This window comes from [Limnothrix rosea] IAM M-220 (genome assembly GCF_001904615.1).
Taxonomy (GTDB): Bacteria; Cyanobacteriota; Cyanobacteriia; order Cyanobacteriales; family MRBY01; genus MRBY01.
The window spans coordinates 29,938-49,514 of record NZ_MRBY01000029.1 but is presented as its reverse complement, the minus strand read 5'-3'; the positions used below and the strand labels follow the sequence as shown (position 1 = coordinate 49,514).

Annotated in this window: 21 protein-coding genes and 1 pseudogene; 13 read left to right on the top strand and 9 right to left on the bottom strand. The window is 44.5% G+C overall.

The window, feature by feature from the left end:
* Positions 1–988 precede the first annotated feature (988 nt).
* Positions 989–1,372, top strand: a complete 384-nt coding sequence (locus tag NIES208_RS12070) for a hypothetical protein (protein ID WP_075893081.1) — start codon at positions 989–991, stop codon at positions 1,370–1,372.
* Positions 1,373–1,438: 66 nt separating this feature from the next.
* Here the strand turns inward: NIES208_RS12070 and lspA are convergent, their stop codons facing one another.
* Genes lspA through bioB form a run of 3 tightly spaced genes read right to left on the bottom strand, consistent with a single transcriptional unit; the run spans position 1,439 to position 3,722 of the window.
* Entirely contained in the window at positions 1,439–1,933 is a 495-nt protein-coding gene (gene lspA, locus NIES208_RS12065; protein WP_075893079.1) for a signal peptidase II, read from the bottom strand.
* Positions 1,934–1,967: 34 nt separating this feature from the next.
* Complete coding sequence (locus NIES208_RS12060) at positions 1,968–2,600, bottom strand: biotin transporter BioY (RefSeq protein WP_075893077.1); 633 nt, start codon at positions 2,598–2,600, stop codon at positions 1,968–1,970.
* 27 nt (positions 2,601–2,627) lie between these two features.
* Positions 2,628–3,722 carry a biotin synthase BioB gene (gene bioB / locus NIES208_RS12055; protein ID WP_075893075.1) on the bottom strand — a complete coding sequence of 365 codons (1,095 nt, stop codon included), beginning with the start codon at positions 3,720–3,722 and terminating at the stop codon, positions 2,628–2,630.
* A gap of 174 nt (positions 3,723–3,896) precedes the next feature.
* Between bioB and NIES208_RS12050 the strand changes: the two genes are divergently transcribed.
* The 5 genes from NIES208_RS12050 (at position 3,897) to NIES208_RS12030 (ending at position 7,407) form a co-directional block, all read left to right on the top strand.
* A complete protein-coding gene (locus NIES208_RS12050) occupies positions 3,897–4,376 on the top strand; it encodes a DUF4079 domain-containing protein (RefSeq protein WP_075893073.1) in 480 nt (159 codons plus the stop codon).
* A 503-nt stretch (positions 4,377–4,879) separates the two neighbouring features.
* Positions 4,880–5,206: a sll1863 family stress response protein gene (locus tag NIES208_RS12045; protein WP_075893071.1), complete on the top strand. Its 327-nt coding sequence runs from the start codon at positions 4,880–4,882 to the stop codon at positions 5,204–5,206.
* Between the two features lie 50 nt (positions 5,207–5,256).
* Complete coding sequence (locus NIES208_RS12040; protein ID WP_084176619.1) at positions 5,257–6,081, top strand: ChaB family protein; 825 nt, start codon at positions 5,257–5,259, stop codon at positions 6,079–6,081.
* 149 nt (positions 6,082–6,230) lie between these two features.
* On the top strand, positions 6,231–6,734 hold the full coding sequence (locus NIES208_RS12035) for a Dps family protein (protein ID WP_171971761.1): 504 nt from the start codon (positions 6,231–6,233) through the stop codon (positions 6,732–6,734).
* Positions 6,735–6,888: 154 nt separating this feature from the next.
* Entirely contained in the window at positions 6,889–7,407 is a 519-nt protein-coding gene (locus tag NIES208_RS12030) for a Dps family protein (RefSeq protein ID WP_075893069.1), read from the top strand.
* Between the two features lie 268 nt (positions 7,408–7,675).
* Here NIES208_RS12030 and NIES208_RS12025 read toward each other — a convergent pair whose 3' ends face one another.
* Positions 7,676–8,089: a CAAD domain-containing protein gene (locus tag NIES208_RS12025; RefSeq protein WP_075893068.1), complete on the bottom strand. Its 414-nt coding sequence runs from the start codon at positions 8,087–8,089 to the stop codon at positions 7,676–7,678.
* A 458-nt stretch (positions 8,090–8,547) separates the two neighbouring features.
* Between NIES208_RS12025 and NIES208_RS12020 the strand changes: the two genes are divergently transcribed.
* Together NIES208_RS12020 and NIES208_RS12015 are read left to right on the top strand one after the other, a co-directional pair.
* A complete protein-coding gene (locus NIES208_RS12020) occupies positions 8,548–10,473 on the top strand; it encodes a hypothetical protein (RefSeq protein ID WP_225875303.1) in 1,926 nt (641 codons plus the stop codon).
* 44 nt (positions 10,474–10,517) lie between these two features.
* Positions 10,518–12,203 (top strand): helicase HerA domain-containing protein, encoded by a 1,686-nt coding sequence (locus NIES208_RS12015; RefSeq protein ID WP_075893064.1) that lies wholly within the window; start codon positions 10,518–10,520, stop codon positions 12,201–12,203.
* Positions 12,204–12,215: 12 nt separating this feature from the next.
* On the opposite strand, the gene NIES208_RS12010 is transcribed toward NIES208_RS12015, so the two are convergent.
* Complete coding sequence (locus NIES208_RS12010) at positions 12,216–12,485, bottom strand: Txe/YoeB family addiction module toxin (protein ID WP_075893062.1); 270 nt, start codon at positions 12,483–12,485, stop codon at positions 12,216–12,218.
* Complete coding sequence (locus NIES208_RS12005; protein ID WP_235641383.1) at positions 12,466–12,741, bottom strand: type II toxin-antitoxin system Phd/YefM family antitoxin; 276 nt, start codon at positions 12,739–12,741, stop codon at positions 12,466–12,468. The genes NIES208_RS12010 and NIES208_RS12005 overlap by 20 nt, the downstream gene beginning before the upstream one ends.
* A gap of 114 nt (positions 12,742–12,855) precedes the next feature.
* Here NIES208_RS12005 and NIES208_RS19685 point away from each other — a divergent pair.
* A pseudogene (locus NIES208_RS19685) lies at positions 12,856–13,062 on the top strand (ATPase); the annotation flags it as partial.
* 80 nt (positions 13,063–13,142) lie between these two features.
* Positions 13,143–13,643, top strand: a complete 501-nt coding sequence (locus NIES208_RS12000; RefSeq protein WP_075893058.1) for a hypothetical protein — start codon at positions 13,143–13,145, stop codon at positions 13,641–13,643.
* Between the two features lie 51 nt (positions 13,644–13,694).
* On the opposite strand, the gene NIES208_RS11995 is transcribed toward NIES208_RS12000, so the two are convergent.
* A complete protein-coding gene (locus NIES208_RS11995) occupies positions 13,695–13,883 on the bottom strand; it encodes a Uma2 family endonuclease (protein WP_075893056.1) in 189 nt (62 codons plus the stop codon).
* 116 nt (positions 13,884–13,999) lie between these two features.
* Between NIES208_RS11995 and NIES208_RS11990 the strand changes: the two genes are divergently transcribed.
* Positions 14,000–14,770: a hypothetical protein gene (locus NIES208_RS11990; protein ID WP_075893054.1), complete on the top strand. Its 771-nt coding sequence runs from the start codon at positions 14,000–14,002 to the stop codon at positions 14,768–14,770.
* A 154-nt stretch (positions 14,771–14,924) separates the two neighbouring features.
* On the opposite strand, the gene psbQ is transcribed toward NIES208_RS11990, so the two are convergent.
* Both psbQ and NIES208_RS11980 read right to left on the bottom strand, forming a co-directional pair.
* On the bottom strand, positions 14,925–15,377 hold the full coding sequence (gene psbQ, locus NIES208_RS11985; protein ID WP_171971760.1) for a photosystem II protein PsbQ: 453 nt from the start codon (positions 15,375–15,377) through the stop codon (positions 14,925–14,927).
* Between the two features lie 119 nt (positions 15,378–15,496).
* The gene (locus NIES208_RS11980) at positions 15,497–16,333 is read right to left on the bottom strand and encodes an alpha/beta fold hydrolase (RefSeq protein ID WP_075893050.1); all 837 of its coding nucleotides are present in this window, start codon (positions 16,331–16,333) and stop codon (positions 15,497–15,499) included.
* 180 nt (positions 16,334–16,513) lie between these two features.
* Between NIES208_RS11980 and mraY the strand changes: the two genes are divergently transcribed.
* Positions 16,514–17,599: a phospho-N-acetylmuramoyl-pentapeptide-transferase gene (mraY, locus tag NIES208_RS11975; RefSeq protein ID WP_171971762.1), complete on the top strand. Its 1,086-nt coding sequence runs from the start codon at positions 16,514–16,516 to the stop codon at positions 17,597–17,599.
* A 64-nt stretch (positions 17,600–17,663) separates the two neighbouring features.
* The gene (gene mrdA / locus NIES208_RS11970) at positions 17,664–19,508 is read left to right on the top strand and encodes a penicillin-binding protein 2 (protein WP_084176617.1); all 1,845 of its coding nucleotides are present in this window, start codon (positions 17,664–17,666) and stop codon (positions 19,506–19,508) included.
* The last annotated feature ends 69 nt before the right edge of the window (positions 19,509–19,577 follow it).

The following is a 19,577-nucleotide window of genomic DNA, read 5'->3' as shown; positions in this document are numbered from 1 at the left end:
CGTGTCTCTTTTTCTCTAAAGAATTTTGGCTACATTCTTATCCATAACTGACGTTGACTTAACAATTAACGTCAGTTTTGCTTAAAGATTACATCTGAAATTCTTTGAGACAAGGAGACATGGGGACGCGGAGACACAGGGAATATGGATATTATTCTCACGATATTTTTGTCCAAACTTATGGGCTGAGGTGATCTCCCCGCCACTTTCTCGGCTATTCATTGTGTCACCATGAAAAACTCAGGTTAATTAGGCGATCGCCCTAAATGCCCTTGTCACGCCAGTTTGGGTTGATGACAAGTTTCTATTAATACAAATCATGAAATCATGAGGCGATCGCTGATCCTAAAACCTGAGAAATAGTGACGATACAGCGCATAAGCTAAAGATAATCTATGACATTAAGTAAATAGTTTGCCAAAGAAAATAACCATTCTCAAACATCAAATATATTTAATGTATTTTTGTATTCGAGGTGTCATGATAACCTCATGGAGTATTTGTCCTTGAGAAATCGAAATACTTTCTAGCTTATTTACTAATGTGCGAGTGATTTAAGACAATAGGAAAATAATTTTATGGCGCTCCCAAAAAATAAAAGAGCGCTTCTTTGTAGAGACTTTCCCCTGCGGGCAGTCCCTGTAACTCCCTTTGGCTAATGCTTTTAGAGGGTGAATACAATAAAAAATACCCAAAAAAAACAAACAAACTGAAAAAGAGAATCCCTTCTAATCGAAGTCGTCCCTATCGACTTTAATAAAGGAATTTCAATATATTTCTTCTAGAACCGTATATAAACAAACAGAATCGCTTTTGCGATATCGAGCGAAGTTTATAGAACTTCAAAAACAATAAGAGTTTTACCTTGATTTCTGCAAGGTTTTCTTAAGGTTCACAAAGAGAATCTTAAAGATAGTTCGATCCTTGGATCATCTTCTAAAGATGGTACTAGCATAGTTGGAGTACAATTCGAAGGTTAGTCTGAACCATGAATGTTCAACACCATGTGATTGAGTTGAAACGTCAACTAGATCATTTATATAAAACTGTCGAGCAGCTTCAGGATAGTGTGCCGGAAAACACCGATTTTGCAGTTGAGGAAATCGCTAAGCTCGTACCTCAACTAACTAATGAAAACCTTGGCTTGGCCATGAATGTCGGTGACCATAATTTCCACCATAAGGATATTTTGTTTGATGAAACTGCCCTATTAGAAGGACATCCGATCAATGATCAGGTGATGACTCCTGATATACAGATTAAGCGACTCACTGCCCAGCTCACGGTGGCTTATAAGCGTATCGCTCAGTTAGAAGAACAGTTGCTTTCTCGCCAAAATCACCACAATGGCAGTGAGTATATTTATACGTAAGCTGAAATTCTGTTTTCTATATTTTTAGGGGCGCAAAGCAAAAAAGTAATCAAACTAATCGGTAAACTAATCGGAGTTTTTACCTGAAAGTCGTTCATAGAAAACGATATTGAGAAGGAGACAGGCAATCCCGATATTGATGCAGACATCAGCTATGTTGAAGACTGGGAAATTAATTAGTCGAAAGTCCAGAAAATCAACAACGTAGCCGAACAAAAAACGATCTACGCCATTTCCCATCGCTCCCGATAGGATAAAGCCATAACCTAGCTGCTCCCACATATTCAGGCGATCGCCAAACCAAGCAAGCGCCATGAGTCCGAGGCTGACGAAGAGGGACAGCCACCGTAACCAATGGACACCATCGGTAAAAATACTAAAGGCTGCACCTGTATTTTGGACATAGGTGAAATGGAATACGCTGTTCCAGAGGGGAATAGTGTCGCCAACCTCTGGAAATGTCTGTAGGACAATTGTTTTCGTCAGCTGGTCAAGGATCAGTCCAATCAGGGCAATGATCCAAAACCAGCGATTTTTTAGTAAATCTTTGCGGAGAGCCATAGAGTCGGTTGTTCGCGTTAAGGCGTAGAGGCTATTAGTAAAATAGAATACGCCTGATACAGTATGCCATGAACGCCACACCACAAACTAAGACAAGTTGACCCGCAAAAGGCTGCAATGTATACAGGGCGATCGCCCCACCGAGGGTGATATTTTCCGGTGCCAATCTTTCTAGCCATGCCATCCCCGTGAGATAGAGCACCCCAGACAAATGGACAACTAACAATCCACAAAATGCGCTGAGAGCAAGAGATTCGAGGGTCAGTACATAGCGAAAAGCGAGCCAGCCACAAACCCACGCCCCAGGGATAAACCCCAAAATATAGCCAAAGGTTGGTTCCATGACATAAGCTAACTTTCCCCCTTGGGTAAAGACAGGCAACCAAAATAAGCCAATGAAAATATAAGCAATTTGCGACAGCACACCAGCATTTTTGCCACCAAGACAACCCGTGAGTAATACCGCACCCACTTGGCAATAGATCCCAAGGGAGCCGACCGCAATGCCCTTCTCTGTCCAAGTCCATGGTGGACTCGTGGTGACATGAGCCTCAATAAAAGTCCCCCCAATAGTGAGCAAAACACCGATTAACGCCCATAAAAATTGATTAGGCGCAGAAACAGTAGTCTTCTTCTTGGGGGGCGGTTGTCTCAGGGTAGATTTCAATAATGTGTCGGCAAAAGAATTTAATCGCTATGCATGATGTCGAGAAAACTCACCGGGAATAGGTGCTTCTCCCCCTTGTAGGCCAAGGGATTCAAGCATCGCTTGATCCTGCTCAGGAGGTTGACCCATGGTGGTGAGATAGTGACCGATGAGCATGGCATTAATACCGGCTTTGAGGCCAAGGTGCTGAAGTTCACCCATCACCGCTTCTCTACCGCCAGCATAGCGAATAATCTGTTCTGGCAAAATAAACCGGAAAATTGCCATACATTTCAAGGCATCATACACATCCAATCTTTCATTCTCGCCGAGGGGAGTGCCTTCGCGGGGATTAAGTAAGTTTAGAGGAACAGATTCTACTTCCAGCTCCTGCAAGGCTAAAGCTAGATCAACGCGATCGCCCCAACTTTCACCCAGACCCATAATGCCGCCACTACAAGCTTGGATGCCCGCCGCCTTAAGATTTTTGATAGTTTGGACGCGGTCTTGCCAACTGTGGGTACCGACAATTTCAGGGAAATAATTCTCCGACGCTTCGAGGTTGTGATTATAGCGAGTCACACCAGCCTCACTCAGCTGTTGCGCCTGTTCCGGTGTGACTTCACCAAGGGCACAGCAGGGTTTAATCGACGTTTCGTCGAGGATACGATGTACCGTTTCTAGGATTTGGGCAAATTCGTCATTTTTCGGGCTGTTGTATTTGATACCGCGACCCTGACTCACTAAACAAAAACGTCTTGCCCCTGCGGCTTCTGCAGCTTTCGCTTGCTCAAGGATTTCTTCAGGGGTTTTGAGTTCGTAGGTGGGAGAGCCAACACCGGGATGGTGGGCGGACTGGGAACAGAAACTGCAGTTTTCAGAGCAGTTGCCCGATTTGACGTTGACGATACTGCAAAGATCAACTGTATTACCGCAGCATTCGCGACGAATCATATCGGCTGCGGCACAGAGTTTAAGAATATCTGCTTCGCCAGTAATTTCGGTGAGACGGAGGGCTTCGGAACGGTTAAGGCGTTTACCTTGAATAATATTGTGGGCGAGGTCATGGAGCCATGCGTCTAGAGCGGGACCATTAGGAATAACGTTTGTTTGTGGGGCGGACTTGATCGGTACTTGAACCACGTTGACCTTCTTTCTCTATCGCTAAAAGTATTCCAAATTTTATCACTCAGGTTTCCATGAACTACTGCTTGATGTTTCTAACTGTTACCTAAATGTCCTTGGCAAGCTTTTTAAGTAGGGTTTACGGATAATATATGCATTTGGCACATCAAGTTTTGTTAAGAGGAAAATGTAATGGGAGAAATAATTCGCCCCTATCTAGAGCCGATCGCCGACTGGTTTGGTTCTTTTCCAATTCCGGCGGTTGTAACTCATTGGGGACACCCTCTGATGATGGGGATCGTGGTTGTGGTGATTGGTGGATTTGCCACGACAAAGGGCTGGAAAATTCGCACCACTGAAGAGGTTGAAGTAAAGCAAGAAAGCGCCTATTGGCACAAAAAAGCGGCTTTGTGGCTGACCACGTTTATCAGTCTGGGTTGGACTGGTGGTGTGTTGTCCCTCGTGATGCAAGGGCAACCGATCTTTGAAAGCCCCCACTTCTGGACTGGCACGATCGCCATCGGTTTGCTGATGGCTAATGGTGCTTTATCTCTTACTAAGTTTCTCGGCAAAGATTCTCTGCGAACTGTTCATGCTTATCTTGGGTCTTCGGCGATCGCCCTTTTGGCTGTTCATGCTGTTCTTGGGTTGAACCTTGGTCTTTCTTTTTAAGTAGATACTTTGAAGTAGACAACTTAAAAAATTAATTGGGAAAATTAACTTGGTTTCAAGCTTTAAAGGCGTACTGTGGTACGTCTTTTTTTATTTGATGCTGACTATTTTGTTTCTTGGCGATCGCCACCCTTTAGAACAAATTTAGAGTAAAAAAAGTAAGTTGAAAGACTTGAGGATTTATTTTTTGATAATAGATAAAATACCAAAGCAACTTAATCAGCTAGAGGATGAGGCTAACCGTAAAAGATGGCCATGGAGAACCGAACAAGTAGCTGAAAACACTTGGAAAATATAGGCTTTTAGCTGTTTCTCCCTCGAAAGGGTGAGGCTTTCCCCCCTGATTTCCCTGTACTATTGTAAGTGTAATCGAGGCAAACAAATTGCTTTTTAAATAAATCAAAAGAGTGTTTAGAACTTATATTCTAATGATTAATAAAAAGTTTTGATGTTCTCGAATCCGATTAAATCAGTAAAAATAAAGGAGGTTTAAGCCTTAATTTATGGCTACCCAAACACCGACAAAAACAAATTGTTTCACGGATATAGAAGATCGCAAGCTTTACAAAGCGAAAGTGAAAGCCCAACTGGATAAAATTGATGCCAGCATTGATAAGTTCAAGGCAGAAGTCGCTAAAAAGAAAGCTGACGGGCGTATCCAATTTACCGAAACCCTTGAAGAGCTCAAGTCCAACCGTGACACCGTCGCAGAAAAGTGGGAAGAGTTACAAGATTCCACTGACTCTGCTTGGCATGATGTACAAAAAGGCTTTGAAAAAGCATGGAAAGACCTAGATAAGTCTTTTCGTAAAGCCAGTGACCGTTTCTAATATCCCCCTGTCTCAAGTCACAACAAGTAGACAAAATAGGAGGATATTACATGACTACCGCAACTATCGAAAAAACTCAAAATACCCAATCTGTCCCGGAAAGCCTTGGTTTACCTTGTACTGTCTCCGGTGTGTTTGACAACCGGGATGAGGCCGGCCAAGTATTACGCCAGCTTCTAGACATGGGCATTAGTCGAGATAATATCTCGATGATTGGTAAGAATTTACAGTCGGAAACGCAGATTACTGGTTTTGTTGGCCGTTCTGATGTCATTAAAGACGGTTTACAGTCTGGGGCAATTTTTGGTGCACTATTTGGGACTGTGATTAGTGCCCTCAGTGGCTTCGGCATTTTATTTGTGCCTTTTGTTGGTACAGTGGTCGCGGGTGGACCCCTTGGTGCTGCTTTGCTTGGTGCGACGAGTGGGGCGATCGCCGGTAGTGCCGGTGCAGGTATTGTCTCTGCCTTGGCGAGTTTAGGATTACCGAAAGAAAAAGCCGCGATCTACGAAACCAAGATTAAAGAAGGCGGCTTAATGATTACCGCAGAGGTGGACTCTGAGATGTCTGCTGACGTGGAGCAATTGTTCCGTGAACAGGGCGGCGATGAGATTTTATCTTGCAATGACTTTTTAATTACGCGATTTGATACCGGACGGGTCTCTTCGACCTCAGATTTACCGGAATCCGTAAAGTCTCGCCTTTCACCGGAAGCGCAAGAACGATTTGTAGAGGTTTTTAATCAAACCTATGCGTCGGAAAATAGCGAGAATGCAGCGGCTTACCGTGCTTGGATGACCATTGAGGACGAGTTTGACCAGAACGATAAAGGTGTCTGGGCGATCGCCAAAGCCCCTAGCGGCTCCGTAAGCTAATGACTTTTTTAAACCAAATATTCTGCTCCGTTGGGATGAGATTCCCGCTGAGCCAAAAAAATGGGACGGACTAGGTTTTTCGCCTAGCTCCCCCTCGCCTCATTAAATACAACTTTTGAATAACCTGAAAATAAGGAGAAAAAATATATATGGCTACCACAACAACACTTCAACCGAATACTGAAATTAATGGTTCTGTAACTGATAATCAGGAAGTCTCAATAGAAATGGCACATTCTTTATCGAATGTCCTTGCAGATACCTACTTGCTCTATCTCAAAACCCAGAACTTCCACTGGAACGTACAGGGTAATCTCTTCTACGGCATCCATAATTTATTGGAAGAGCAATACAAAGAGTTGGCAGCAGCAGTCGATGATATTGCCGAGCAAATTCGTGTACTTGGTTTACCTGCCCCCGGTTCATTCCGAGAATTTATGAATTTAAGTTCTCTGAGCGAGGCGAAAGGCTCCTACGATGCTGAAGAAATGATCGCCGAGTTGGCGGAAGACCACTTAACCCTTGCAGCAGCAGCGACCAAACTCCTGCAACAGGCCGAACGCAACAACGACATTTCTAGTGTAGAAATCCTCAGTGGGCGCATTAGTTGCCACGAAAAACAGTCTTGGATGCTGAAAAGTATTTTGCGATAAAAACAGTCAATTAATTGGGATCTTGGGCATCGACTGAGACGTAATAGGGTCTCGGCGATCGCCACCCATTCCAAATCACTAAAGTCTAATCTCGCGATTAGCTAATCCCCTCACACAAACTTATTAACCATTTGAAAATAAGGAAAAAAAGTATATGGCTACCACGATACTAAAATCTAACGCTACAACATTACAATCCAACGATCGTTTTAATGCCGACACAAGAAATGAGAGTGCGGCTGTCACCACGGCACAATCTTTATCTCACATTTTGGCAGATACCTATTTGCTGTACTTGAAAACGCAAAATTTTCACTGGAATGTCCAAGGTAATATGTTCTACGGCATTCACAACCTGTTAGAAGAGCAGTACAAAGCATTAGCTGCAGCAGTAGATGATATCGCTGAGCGTATTCGCTTCTTAGGCTTAACTGCACCCGGCTCTTTCCATCAATTCATCGAACTTAGTTCTTTGGAAGAGGCGAGTGGCTCCTACAGTGCCGAGGAAATGATTGGTGAGTTGGCGAATGACCATCTAACCCTTTCAGGCAAAATTGGTGCAATTTTGAAACAGGCTGAAGACAATAACGATATGGCTACCGTCGAAATCTTGAGTGGACGTATCAGTTTCCACGAAAAACAGTCATGGATGCTGAAAAGTATCTTGCGATAAACATTAATGAGCTATCAAATTTTACAAAGATTGCGGTTGATATTTCCCCTACTTCTAGTGATGTGCCGCCATCGGTACGAATCACTACCTAGTTGGAAATAGCTTGTGACACAACCCCACTACGATCTCCCTTTTCCTGAGGGGGGTCTTTTTTTATGTGATTTGTGTTTAAGGATGTGATCGGATTGAATTTTGGCAAAAAAAATCCCCGACGTAGTTCGTCGAGGCGATCGCCCTGTTTTTCCTTAGAAGAAATCACAGGATAATTTTACGAATCTTTTTTGCCGAGAACTTGGGATTTGAGAGCATCAAACTCACTAACCAATTCACTACGGTTAGAAGCCTTGAGTAAATAACGGTAAACAAACCAAGCCGTATAGGAAATTCCCACCAGCTCAAAAATAGGAGCAAGTAGAGGAATATCGTTAATTGCGCCGATGAGGGCAAAGGTAAGCTTGACAGTAATGAAAGCGGCGACAATCAAACCGACAGTCACGAGGGGCTGTTTATAATCAGAGAAAAACTTCCCCAACTCATCCGGTAGATCAGAGAGAAAATCTGTGACAGGCTGAACCCATTCTTGCCAAGGCTGCTCAGCTTCAGGGGTTGCCATAGGGCCGGGGGCTTCGTTGTTAAACGGAGAAGTTCCGGTTTCTACTTGGGTTTCAGGCTGTTGTTCCATCTTTTAAAACCTATCCTTAAAATCTAAAAATCACAAAGTGTTTGTGGTACTCCAGCACCCAGAGGTGAGTGAGGAAACCGAATATGAGTGATGGGAGACGAATGATGCCATATTATCAGACATATCTGAATATCTCTCTACATCTGTCCTACCAAAGATCAAGAATAGCTAATATAAAATACTCTTGTTGATATCCCTTGCTTAATTAAATATTTGCTCGTTGGGCGATCGCCGCAAGTTACTCTCCGGATTTATTCAAAAAGATCTGACTATTGCAATATGAAAAGGACACCCGGAAAGTGAAAAAATTGTCAAATAGTGATCATGTTATGATCGGGCAGCTTTTAATGAATTAGACTGCCTTTAAACCTGATTATTCTGTCTGTTTGCAGTCAGCCCCTATGACTCAAAAGCGAAATGTTTCTTCTTCCCCTGTATCCGCTGGCGCTCCAAGTACTATGAAGACTTCTTCTGATCAGCAAAGTTTATCGAAACAGGCGGCTCGTCCCAAGTCCGTCGAGCTGGTTGAGGCGGAGAATAGCACAAAAGAATTTCAAGGAAAGCGGACTATTCCCCTCCCCAGCTGGCATTTTTTGGGGATTTTACTGATTTTCCTGTCCGGCGGTGTTGGTTTTGCTGCAACGTCAATTTTGCTGAGTTTCAACGGCAGTAGCAACTGTAGTGCCCTTTATGTTCCCTTAGCCTCCGCCACGACGAGATTATATTGCGCCCAGCTAGAGGCAGAAAAACAAACCCTAGGGAGTTATCTTAAGGCCATTCGAATGGTGGATGGTTTCCCCCAAGATCATCCTTTGCGTCCGGATATTGACCGTAATATTCAAGTCTGGACAAATGATATTTTGGAGCTGGCAGAGGTGCAGTTTCAAGAGGGTAATCTTGATGAGGCGATCGCCATTGCAGAAGAAGTGCCTGTAAATTCTAGTGGTCGCTTATTAGTAGAAGAGCGCATTGAAGCGTGGCGCTTGGAGTGGCGGGATGGCGAAAGGATTTTTGCCGCAGTGGAACGGGAAATTCGGGATGGTGATCTGAATGCGGCAATGCGGACAGCGGTGCAGTTGAGTTATCTCGACAATATTTACTGGTCAACGGTGAAATATGAAGATGCCCGTAACCAAATTCAGCTGGCTCGTAAGGAAAATGAAGAGCTGGATGTGGCCTATGTCGCCCACCGCCGCGGTGGTATTGAAAATTGGCTGAAGGCCATTGAGCAGGCGAGTAAAATTTCGCAAAATAGCACTGCCTATAAGCAGGCTCAAAATCTAATTGATGATGCCCGCCAAGATATTATTCGCTATATCGAAGGTCTTGTGGAAAAACGGCAGTGGACTGAATTGTTATCCCTCAGCGATCGCCTGCCCGGTCGTTTAAATCTCGACAATATGGTGGTGGACTGGAAGATTTTGGCGCAAGCGGGTATTAGCGCCGAGCGGGGTAGTGTGACTGATATTAAGACTGCGCTGGTACAAATCCAAAGTATCCAACCGAGTAGTTCTGTCTATGATCAAAGCCAGAGGCTGATGCGCCGTTGGCAAGATGAAATTGCTGATGTGACAATCCTTGAACAGGGTGATGCCATTGCAGCTGGGGGGACAATCTCGGAACTCCAACGGGCGATCGCCAAACTAAATCTCATTGAGGAAGGAAATCCCCGATACCGTGAGGCCCGCCAAAAAATTGCTCGATGGCGTGAGCGCATTGAAATCGCCGAAGATACCCCAACTTTGCAATATGCTAAAGACTTGGCTGCCTCCCGTCGTAATGATTCCCTCAGCGAGGCGATCGTCCAAGCCCGTAAAATTCGCCCCGGTCGCGCTTTATATAGTGAGGCTCAAACTAAAATCCGTGAATGGCAAAGAACCCTAGAGCGTCGCGAGGATCAGCCCATCTATGATCAGGCGATCGCCCTCGGCAATAGTCAGCGCTATAGTGAGGCTATTAACGTTGCTAACCGCATCACTGCGGGTCGAGCACTTTACCCTGAAATTCAGGAAAAAGTCAGTATTTGGCAGCGAGAGCTAACCGCAGCCTCAAAACTTCAAGATGCCTATGCCGCTGCTGCCCGTGGCAATATTTCTAGCCTAGTGGAGGCGATTCGCCTGACCCAAGAAATTCCGCGTAGTGCAACTGCTGCCCGTTCTGAGGGACGCACCGCTGCCGATAAATGGAGCTATGGCATTCTCAACGAAGCTCAACGACAGGCCAGTGCTCTGTCTATTCCTGAGGCGATCGCCACCGCAGAACTCATCCCTTCCGGTACAGCCGCCCATACCGCAGCCCAAACCCAAATCGAAGCATGGAAACGACTCATGCGTCCCGTTCAGCCCATTGAAACCAGCGAGCCATTACCCGACCCACAAGCATAGTCACTTTTTCTTTTTTTCCCCATTCCCCTTCTGAAATACGATTAATGACCCAAGAACATCCCCTCGGCTCCGTCATTCAGGGTTCCCTCAGCCAAGGTCTCGAAGTCCGTCTCCACGGCGATATTTCCGTTGAAGAGATGCGTGTCGGTAAATTTCTAGTGGTACAGGGGACTCGTTCCAAATTTTTCTGCCTACTCACCGATGTTTCCCTTGGCACCTCAAGTCAGCGTATCCTTGCTGATCCACCCAATCCAGCTGATGATTTTCTCCAAGCCGTTTTAACGGGAACGAGTACCTACGGCACGGTTGAGCTCGCACCGATGCTCATGTTTACTCCCACCCACAGTGACGATCTGAATTCCCTCAATGGTCATTATGACGAGGCTTACGACGATCTAGAACTTTTGCCTGTTAAAACGATTCCCAGTCACTTTAGTCAGGTTTTTGATGCCGGCGATCGTGATTTTCGGATGGTCTTTGGTTGGGAAGAGGATCCCCAGCACAACAATTTTGCCATCGGCCAACCCCTCGACACCGACGTGCCCATTTGCCTTGACCTAGATCGCTTTGTCGAACGGAGTAATGGCATTTTCGGGAAATCTGGAACCGGTAAATCTTTCCTAACCCGTCTTTTACTTTCGGGCATTATCAAAAAACGTGCTGCTGTGAACCTGATGTTTGATATGCACTCCGAGTATGGCTGGGAGGCAATGCAGGAAGGCAAAGGCGTAAATACCGTTAAAGGTTTAGGGCAATTATTTCCGGGCGAAGTAGAAATTTATACCCTCGACTCAGACTCCACCAAACGGCGTGGAGTGCGCGGCGCACAGGAAATGTACCTCAGCTTTGATCAAATCGAAATTGAAGATATTCGCTTAGTGGGATTTGAGTTGGGTTTATCCGAAGCCAGCCTCGACAATGCCAATGTGCTGTATTCCGAATTTGGGAAACATTGGATCAGCAGTCTCCTGAACATGAGTAATGAAGATATCAAAATTTTCTGTGAGGAAAAGCAGGGTCATGCCGGATCGATTATGGCGTTGCAGCGGAAACTAAAACGTCTTGAAAACCTCAAATATATTCGTGGCGCTTGTCCGTTTAACTATATTGACCAAATTTTAGAATCTCTCGCGGCCGGAAAGCACGTCATTATTGAGTTTGGTTCCCAGTCCAATATGTTGTCGTATATGTTGGCGACCAATATGATTACACGGCGCATCCACTCGGCCTATGTGAAAAAAGCGGATCATTTCCTCCAAACAAAAAACCCCCAAGATAAGCCCCGCCAACTCGTCATTACGATTGAAGAAGCACACCGCTTTCTAGATTCAAAGATTGTCCATCAAACCATCTTTGGAACCATCGCCCGAGAGATGCGGAAATACTATGTGACGTTGTTGGTGGTAGACCAAAGACCATCGGGCATCGATAACGAAGTCATGTCGCAAATTGGGACGCGGGTAACTTGTTTACTCAATGACGAAAAAGATATTGAAGCAATTTTTATGGGCGTTTCTGGCGGCGGAAATCTCCGCTCAGTTCTCGCCAAACTGGATTCCAAACAACAAGCCCTAGTTTTAGGTCATGCGTTACCGATGCCTGTTGTTGTCCATACTCGTTCCTATGACCAACAGTTTTACCGAGAAATTGGTATCAGTGACTATCAAGATATGGATGACCAAGAACTCTTTGCCGAAGCAGAACTCGCTAAATCTGACCTAGGTTTTTAAAAGCATCTTTGATCAGAATTGATCGTAATGACCGCCAATCGCAAAGATATAAATATATTCTTCATCGTATTTGTAAATAACACGATCTTTCTGGCTGATGCGCCGCGACCATAGGCTAGATAGATTATGTTTCAGGGGTTCTGGTTTACCAGTGCCAATAGCGGGATTATCTCGGAGCATTTCCTTCAGGATGCGACAAAGAGATTTATAGATCTTCTTGTCTTTCTGTCTCAGTGCTTCGTAGGCTTCCCATGTGTTGCCTTCAAAGAATAATGATCTCATCTAATTCTTCAGCATTAGGTGAATATCCTGTCTTTTCTGTATGAGTAATACTAGAAGCAACAATCTGCTGCATTAGAGCATTATTTTGCAGAATATATAGAGTTTCTTGTTCTCGCTCCCAATCTTCCGCACTGATGACAACAAAATCTTCCCCTGAACGGCGGGTAACTTTTAAGGGTAAATGACTGTTAATCACTTGTTCCACAAGGGTTTTAAGGTGACTTCTAAATTGATTAACGCTAACTGAATCCATCATCTTGGCTATGAAACGTACGGCACATCCGTACATCATAACAATGCTTGCGGGGCTCTTAACTGTCCATGGGTTTAAAGTAAGCTAAATTTCTGGAAGACATATTTCTGCTAGAACAGTGTCTATTCTGTGCTTATCAGGCTAGATTCTAAACAATAAGCGCTTGTTTTAGGAGGTCATGCCTTACCGATGCCAGTCGTTGTCCGAACTCGTTCTTATGACCAACAGTTCTATCGAGAAACTGGTATTAGTGATTATCAAGACATGGATGACCAGGAATTATTTGCCGAAGCAGAACTCGCTAAATCTGATCTTGGATTTTAATTCGATGATTTGAGCCTACACTTTGATAAGCTTCAAAAGCTTAAATTTTTTTAGTCTCTTCATATTTATTCACTTCGCTTATGTATCCAGTTATATATGGTTATCAAGAAGCTACTAAAAAGGTAGAAAAACTCATCGAAGATGAATACTATCCAGAAGCTCTAGTTGTTAGTATGTTTATTGTTGAGAAAACGCTTCGAAGAACTTTAAAACAGCTCATTGTTTCAGCTGGTTTTACCTCGAAGTATGCAAATATAATTTTACGTGGACTTAAAGGGTTTGCCTCAATCAAGAAAGCATGGGAACTATACGATCCAGCTCATGCAAAGTTATCTAATATCATTCAACCTACGGACTTGAAATTGTTTCAGGATGTTGCTACTCAAAGAAATAAATTGATTCATGGAGAGCGAACATATGATGAGCTAGTTTGTAGACAACAAGCAGAGAATATCATGCGTGCTCTTGGTAGAGTAAAAGTAACCTTTGACACTAGATATGGATACAGTGGGTGGTCAAAGCCTTCTATCAGGAGAAAAAGTACATTACATAGTGACCCAAAAGTCAGAGTTGATTATTGATCAAAAACGTGAATCGAATGCTGTTGAGAATTTCGGCTGACTTTCTTTTAATTAAAAAATATCTGCAACTTTAAACTTGAAATCAGAGAATAAAGGTGACGTTAATTCATCCTCTGCGTAAAGAGTAAATACAAGTTCTAAACGGGCTTGCGATCGCCGATAAATTTCGATTGTTTGTTGTTGCCAATCAATGATCCAATATTCTCTAGTTCCAACCCGCGAATATAGCTTCAATTTCACTTGGCAATCTTTTTTGATTTAATGCAACTCAGGCGATCGCCGAATAACCGACCAACGACAAAGACAAATAATCTTGTCCCATTGAGTATTATCGACATAGTACTCAACACCGCTGTATGGCCAAACAGGATACGACACAGCCTAAAGATGGCTTATGTACTTTTCAAGAGTTACCAAAGCCTTACCAATTAGCCTTTCAGCAAGGTTTAGTCCATGAGCTATCGGGGAAATTTTTTCCTGTCGAAGTGGATTGGTTTACGCAGATTTTTATGTTGCCATTTGCGTTGATTTACGCTTTACCACCCGTGCTTATCCCAATTGCATTACTCAATCAATTGTTGTTTGAACCTGCAAGCTATATCCGCTTTTTTCAGATAATCAGGCAGCAAAATGCAGTTGAAACATTATTAATGCTGGGTTTGTTTTCGTTGCTCGGTGCGTTGTTGATTTATTGTGCTTGGTTTGCGTGGCATGGCTGCTTATCTTTTGTCCGGACTTGGCAGGCGCACCGGTTTCAGAAACAAGGTAAATATGGGTTTGGTATGGTCTTGCTTGAGGAGGGGCTAGTGGCACGCTTAATCAATAATATCGACGCATCCCATCATTGTTTTTGGTTACCAAGGGAAACTATTACAAATGTTATCTGGCATCGTATTCGCGAGGAAGGAGCAAGGCATTCACGTTGGGTGAACCGGACTCAGATCGCCTACCTTAAAGAACATCAGGGTAAACAGCGAAAATATTGGTTAACCCTTAAGGCTTATATGTTTAAAACTGGTTATTTATCATGGGATGAAAAAGGTGATCGCCGATTATTTGAGCAGCTTTATCGTTGGTGGCAAGGAGCCGAAAACTCAAAATTTCTCGATGATTCTACAGACATTTAGACAAAGTCTGAAACTCCCACAAAATCAGCGTGACTATTGTTCTGAGCACAACAAATCTGAGGGCAACAAATTAGTAACAAAAAAGGCGATCGCCAGACCGCCTACAAAACAAAAATAACAACATTTAAAATATAAAATCCTAGCCTTAACCTATCTAGCTAGCTTCCGTCGGCACAAGGTCAAGGTAAGCATCGAAATCAGCTAAAGCATTGCGATATTCGTTGTTAGTGACCGCAGAATTATTGTCCTTCGCCGCCGCATCGAGGCGCTCTAGATGAGCAAAAATTTCATCAACTAACTCTTTTGCTTTTGCCTTGTCGCTCGGAAGAAGAGTATTCGCTAAATAAGTAAGATCACGGCGCAAGAAGCCAAAGGGGCCGTGGATGTAAGTGCGAGTGTCGATCCAGTTATCATCCTTGACGAATTCACCTAGGGTATTCATACCTTTGCGGGCTTCATCAACGGGGATTAAGAATGTTTCGATTTGGGACAGGCGATCAGGAGTGTAAGTATCAGGTACTTTAACCGTGGGGCTAGAGCAACTAACGAGAAAAGTGGTAATAACCACTAACAGCAAGGATAAGACAGACCGTAGACGTAACATCATGGTGATATGTGTAAAGCTCTTTGACGTTATCAGAATTTAAATTGCCCTCATCATCTCATAAATAGGACTGAGGGAAAGGGTTCGCAGTAATGAGATTTAATTTTTTCTATAATCTGGGACTAACCCGCGAAAAATCTGCTCAGTTCTGGCGCAATTTCATCAGCGAAATGTTCTTGGGGATAATGCTTCGCCTCATTAAGGGAAACCCATTGATGGGAAGTTTCAGATTTTACCCACTTTTTTAAACCCTCATTATCGAGCCATTCGTCTTGCATTCCCCAGAGGAATAATGTTTTTTCTTGACGCTCTTTTAAGCCTGTTAGAGTCGGGGGTAAAACGGTAGATAAATCCATGCGTTTAACTGTCGCCATCAGCGATCGCCCAGCTGCCGATGTTGTGAGAAAAGGTTTACGGTAAACATCAAGATTTTCGTCGCTAATCACAAAACCACTGCCCCCTTCAAGGGTACGGTCAACGAGTAAGGGATCTTGGGTTAGCATATCCCCCACAAAGGGGATGCCCCACTGTTTCATTTTCCAGGGTAGTTTGCTGGAGGGAAGTAGCGGCGAATTCAGGATGGCAAGGCGATCGCAGATATCTGGATTATTCAATGCAAAAATAATCCCGACATGGCCAAGATACCCCTGAACAACAATGTGGCAGCGCTCAATATTTACAGCTTCTAAAAAATCTTTGAGGGCATCACAAAAAGCCTCAGGAACATAGGAAAATTCCCGCGTGCTAGGAAACCCTGAAAAACCAGACCCAATCCAGTCCGGCGCAATACTGTAAAAATTAGCGGCTTCTAGCTTTGACATCACCTCACACCAGCTAAAACTTTGGGAGGGTAAACCATGCAGAAAAAGAATTGGTAACCGTTTTTCAACCTTAGTTTCCGTCTCTCGGTAAAACCATTCCAGACCGTTAACCGTAATCTTTTTTTCAACGAGTGTCATTGATTTTTCGCTTTCCTCACAGCATTGGGTCTCAATATAGTAATGCGTGGCATAGCGACAGATTATGATCTTTCCCGAAAAAAATAGGAAATACTACGGGGTCATTACATCGTTTGACTATTTAGATTCGGGCTTTTAAGTGATATCTTTTGAGTAATTTCATCAACCACCGTGGCAATAGTGGACGCAAAATTTTCTCCTACCAATACAATCTTTCAGCCAACTGGCAATCAATTATTAGGGTTATTAACGGCTCTTTTAGTGGGTTTAACCTTCGCGGTAAAGCTGTTTGAAACATCGGTGACGATGCCATTATGGTTACCCCTGATTGTCTCTGGGGCGATCGCCGCCGCCTTTGGTTTTTGGGTTGTACCGTTACTACAACGGTTGAAAACGGGACAAATTATCCGTGAGGAAGGCCCCCAAGCCCATCTCAAAAAAGCCGGCACGCCGACAATGGGAGGCTTGATTTTTCTGCCCGTTGGAATTATTTCTGGCCTCTTTTTTTCTGGCTTTAATGGTGAGGCGATCGCCGTTGCATTGGTGACGACTGCCTACGGTTTAATTGGCTGGGTTGATGATTGGCAAGTCTTGCGTCTGAAATCCAATAAGGGTATTTCCCCCAAAACAAAACTCGTTTTACAAATTGCCGTTGCTGTTGTCTTTTGTCTTTGGCTGGCGTTTACTCGTCCGGAACTCACAACCATTGAATTTTTTGCAGGTTTGACTTTGCCTCTGAGTTTTCTTTTTTGGGCATTGGCTGGCTTTGCGATGGTTGCAGAAAGTAATGCCACAAATTTGACTGATGGTGTTGATGGTCTCGCTGGCGGCACTGGGGCGATCGCCTTACTCGGTATCGGTCTTTTAGCCTTACCAGAACATCCTGCCCTAACCCTGTTTTGTGTTTGTATGGGTGGCGCTTGCCTCGGCTTTATCGTCCACAACCGTAACCCAGCAAAAGTCTTTATGGGCGATACCGGTTCCCTCGCCCTTGGTGGCACCCTCGCCGCAGTCGGTATCCTGAGCGGCAACATTTGGGGACTACTTATCATTAGCGGTATTTTTTGTCTTGAAACCCTCTCCGTCATTGCCCAAGTCAGCTATTACAAAGCCACAAAAGACGCAAACGGCATCGGTAAACGCCTCTTTAAAATGGCTCCTATCCACCATCACCTCGAACTGAGTGGTTGGGCCGAAACTCAAATTGTGGGAAGTTTTTATCTTGTGAGTACCCTACTTGTGATTGTCAGCTTTTTTATCACTTAAAAAATAAATTGAAATCCCACGAGCTAAAATCGATGTTGATCCTCGTTAGCTGTGCTGGCTCCCTATGACCCTCATTTCTCCCATTGCCAAAGTCAAACGCAAAGAAAATGGTCGCACCGTAGGGCAAGGTGCAAGACCTTGGACAATTATGTGTATGGTTACCCTCGCTTTACTGGGTGGTATGGGAGCACGGCTTGCCTTTTTGCAGCTCGTTCAGGGTCAAGAACTCCAGCAAATTGCCCGGAAAAATAGTGTGCGCTTAGCGCCTAAACCGCCGGTTCGTGGCAATATATTTGACCGTCATGGCAAAATTTTGGCGACCACAAAGCTGGCTCACTCTGCCTATGTTTGGCCCGTTGCCCGCACAAAACCGAATTGGGAAACGACGAGAAATCTCCTCGGTGAGTTGATCGGGATGACCCCCGATGAAATTGAGACTTTTCTGGATGAGCATAATGTGTATTCCACAGAGCCCATCCCCATTGCCCGGAATCTAACGACGGCTCAAATTACGGCGATCGAGGAATTCCATTCGGAGTTAGATGGTGTCGAAGTCATTATCGAACCGATTCGCGACTATCCAGAGGGCAATGCAGCATCCCATGTGTTGGGCTATACCCGTGAGCTAACACCCGAAGAGTTTGAAAAGCGTAAGTCAGAAGGGTATCGATTACAAGATTATATTGGCAAACTCGGTTTGGAGGCAGCGCTAGAGCCGCGACTGCGGGGTGAATGGGGCGGACAGGAAATTCAAGTTGACCGCGATGGTCGTTTTGTGAAAGTCTTGGGAGAAGTGCCGTCTAAGGCTGGTGAAGATATTACGCTAACCATTGATCTTGAGTTGCAGAAGGTAGCCCAGCAAGTTCTTGGTGAACGCCTAGGAGCTATTGTTGCCCTCGATCCGCGTAATGGGGAAGTTTTGGCGATGGCGAGTTTTCCGGGCTTTGATCCAAATATTTTTTCCCGACGTATTTCGCCAGAGGAATGGGAAGAGGTGACAGCCCAGGGTGATCCTTTTATTAATCGGGCAATCCGGGGTTTTCCGCCGGCTTCAACTTATAAAGTCGTCACGGCGATCGCCGGGATGGAGTCAGGGAAATATCCCCCCAATACAGTGCTACAGACAACCCCTTATCTCGCAGCGGCGGGGGTGCAATTTTATGAATGGAATAAAGCAGGTTTCGGGGCAGCAGGCTATGTGCGTTCCATGCAATGGAGTAGTAATACCTTTTATGGGCAAATTGGTCGCGGTGTAAAAGGTGAAACCCTCATTGATTGGTCACGGCGTTTAGGATTTGGCTCACTGTCAGGGATTGAATTGGAAGAAGAAACCCCCGGACTCATTCCAGACAATAGCTGGACAAATGAACGACTGGGTCGTGATTGGCATGTGGGCGATACCATTAATATGTCCATTGGCCAGGGTTTGACCTTGGCAACGCCGTTACAAATTGCCCGGATGTTTGCTGTGCCTGCGAATGGTGGCTATCTTGTGACCCCTCATTTAGTGAAGACAGCTGACCTACCGAAAGAAAATTTAAATCTGAAAAAATCAACAATAGAAACACTACAAAAGGGTTTAAGAGCTGTGGTTAGTGGTGGTACAGGTCAAGTCATGAATGCGAGTGGTATCCCTCCCTCGGCGGGCAAAAGTGGTACGGCGGAAGCGCCACCCCGGGAAAATCATGCTTGGTTTGGTGCCTATGCGCCCCACGATAATCCTGAAATTGTAGTGGTGGTTTTTGCGGAACACTCTGGTGGTGGTGGTGGCTCTGTGGCTGGACCGATGGTGCGTGATGTGACGAAAGCTTATTTTGATCTCAAGAAAAAACGGGCGGCTGGTGCATTGGGAGAGACGGCTGCTTCTGGGGAAACGGTGGATGTCACAGCTTCTGATCCGGAAACCTAGGTGTTTTTGTCGGATTCCCCTACTGTCTAATGGGTACGGTGCAAAAATAAAATAGATGTAAGCTCAAGG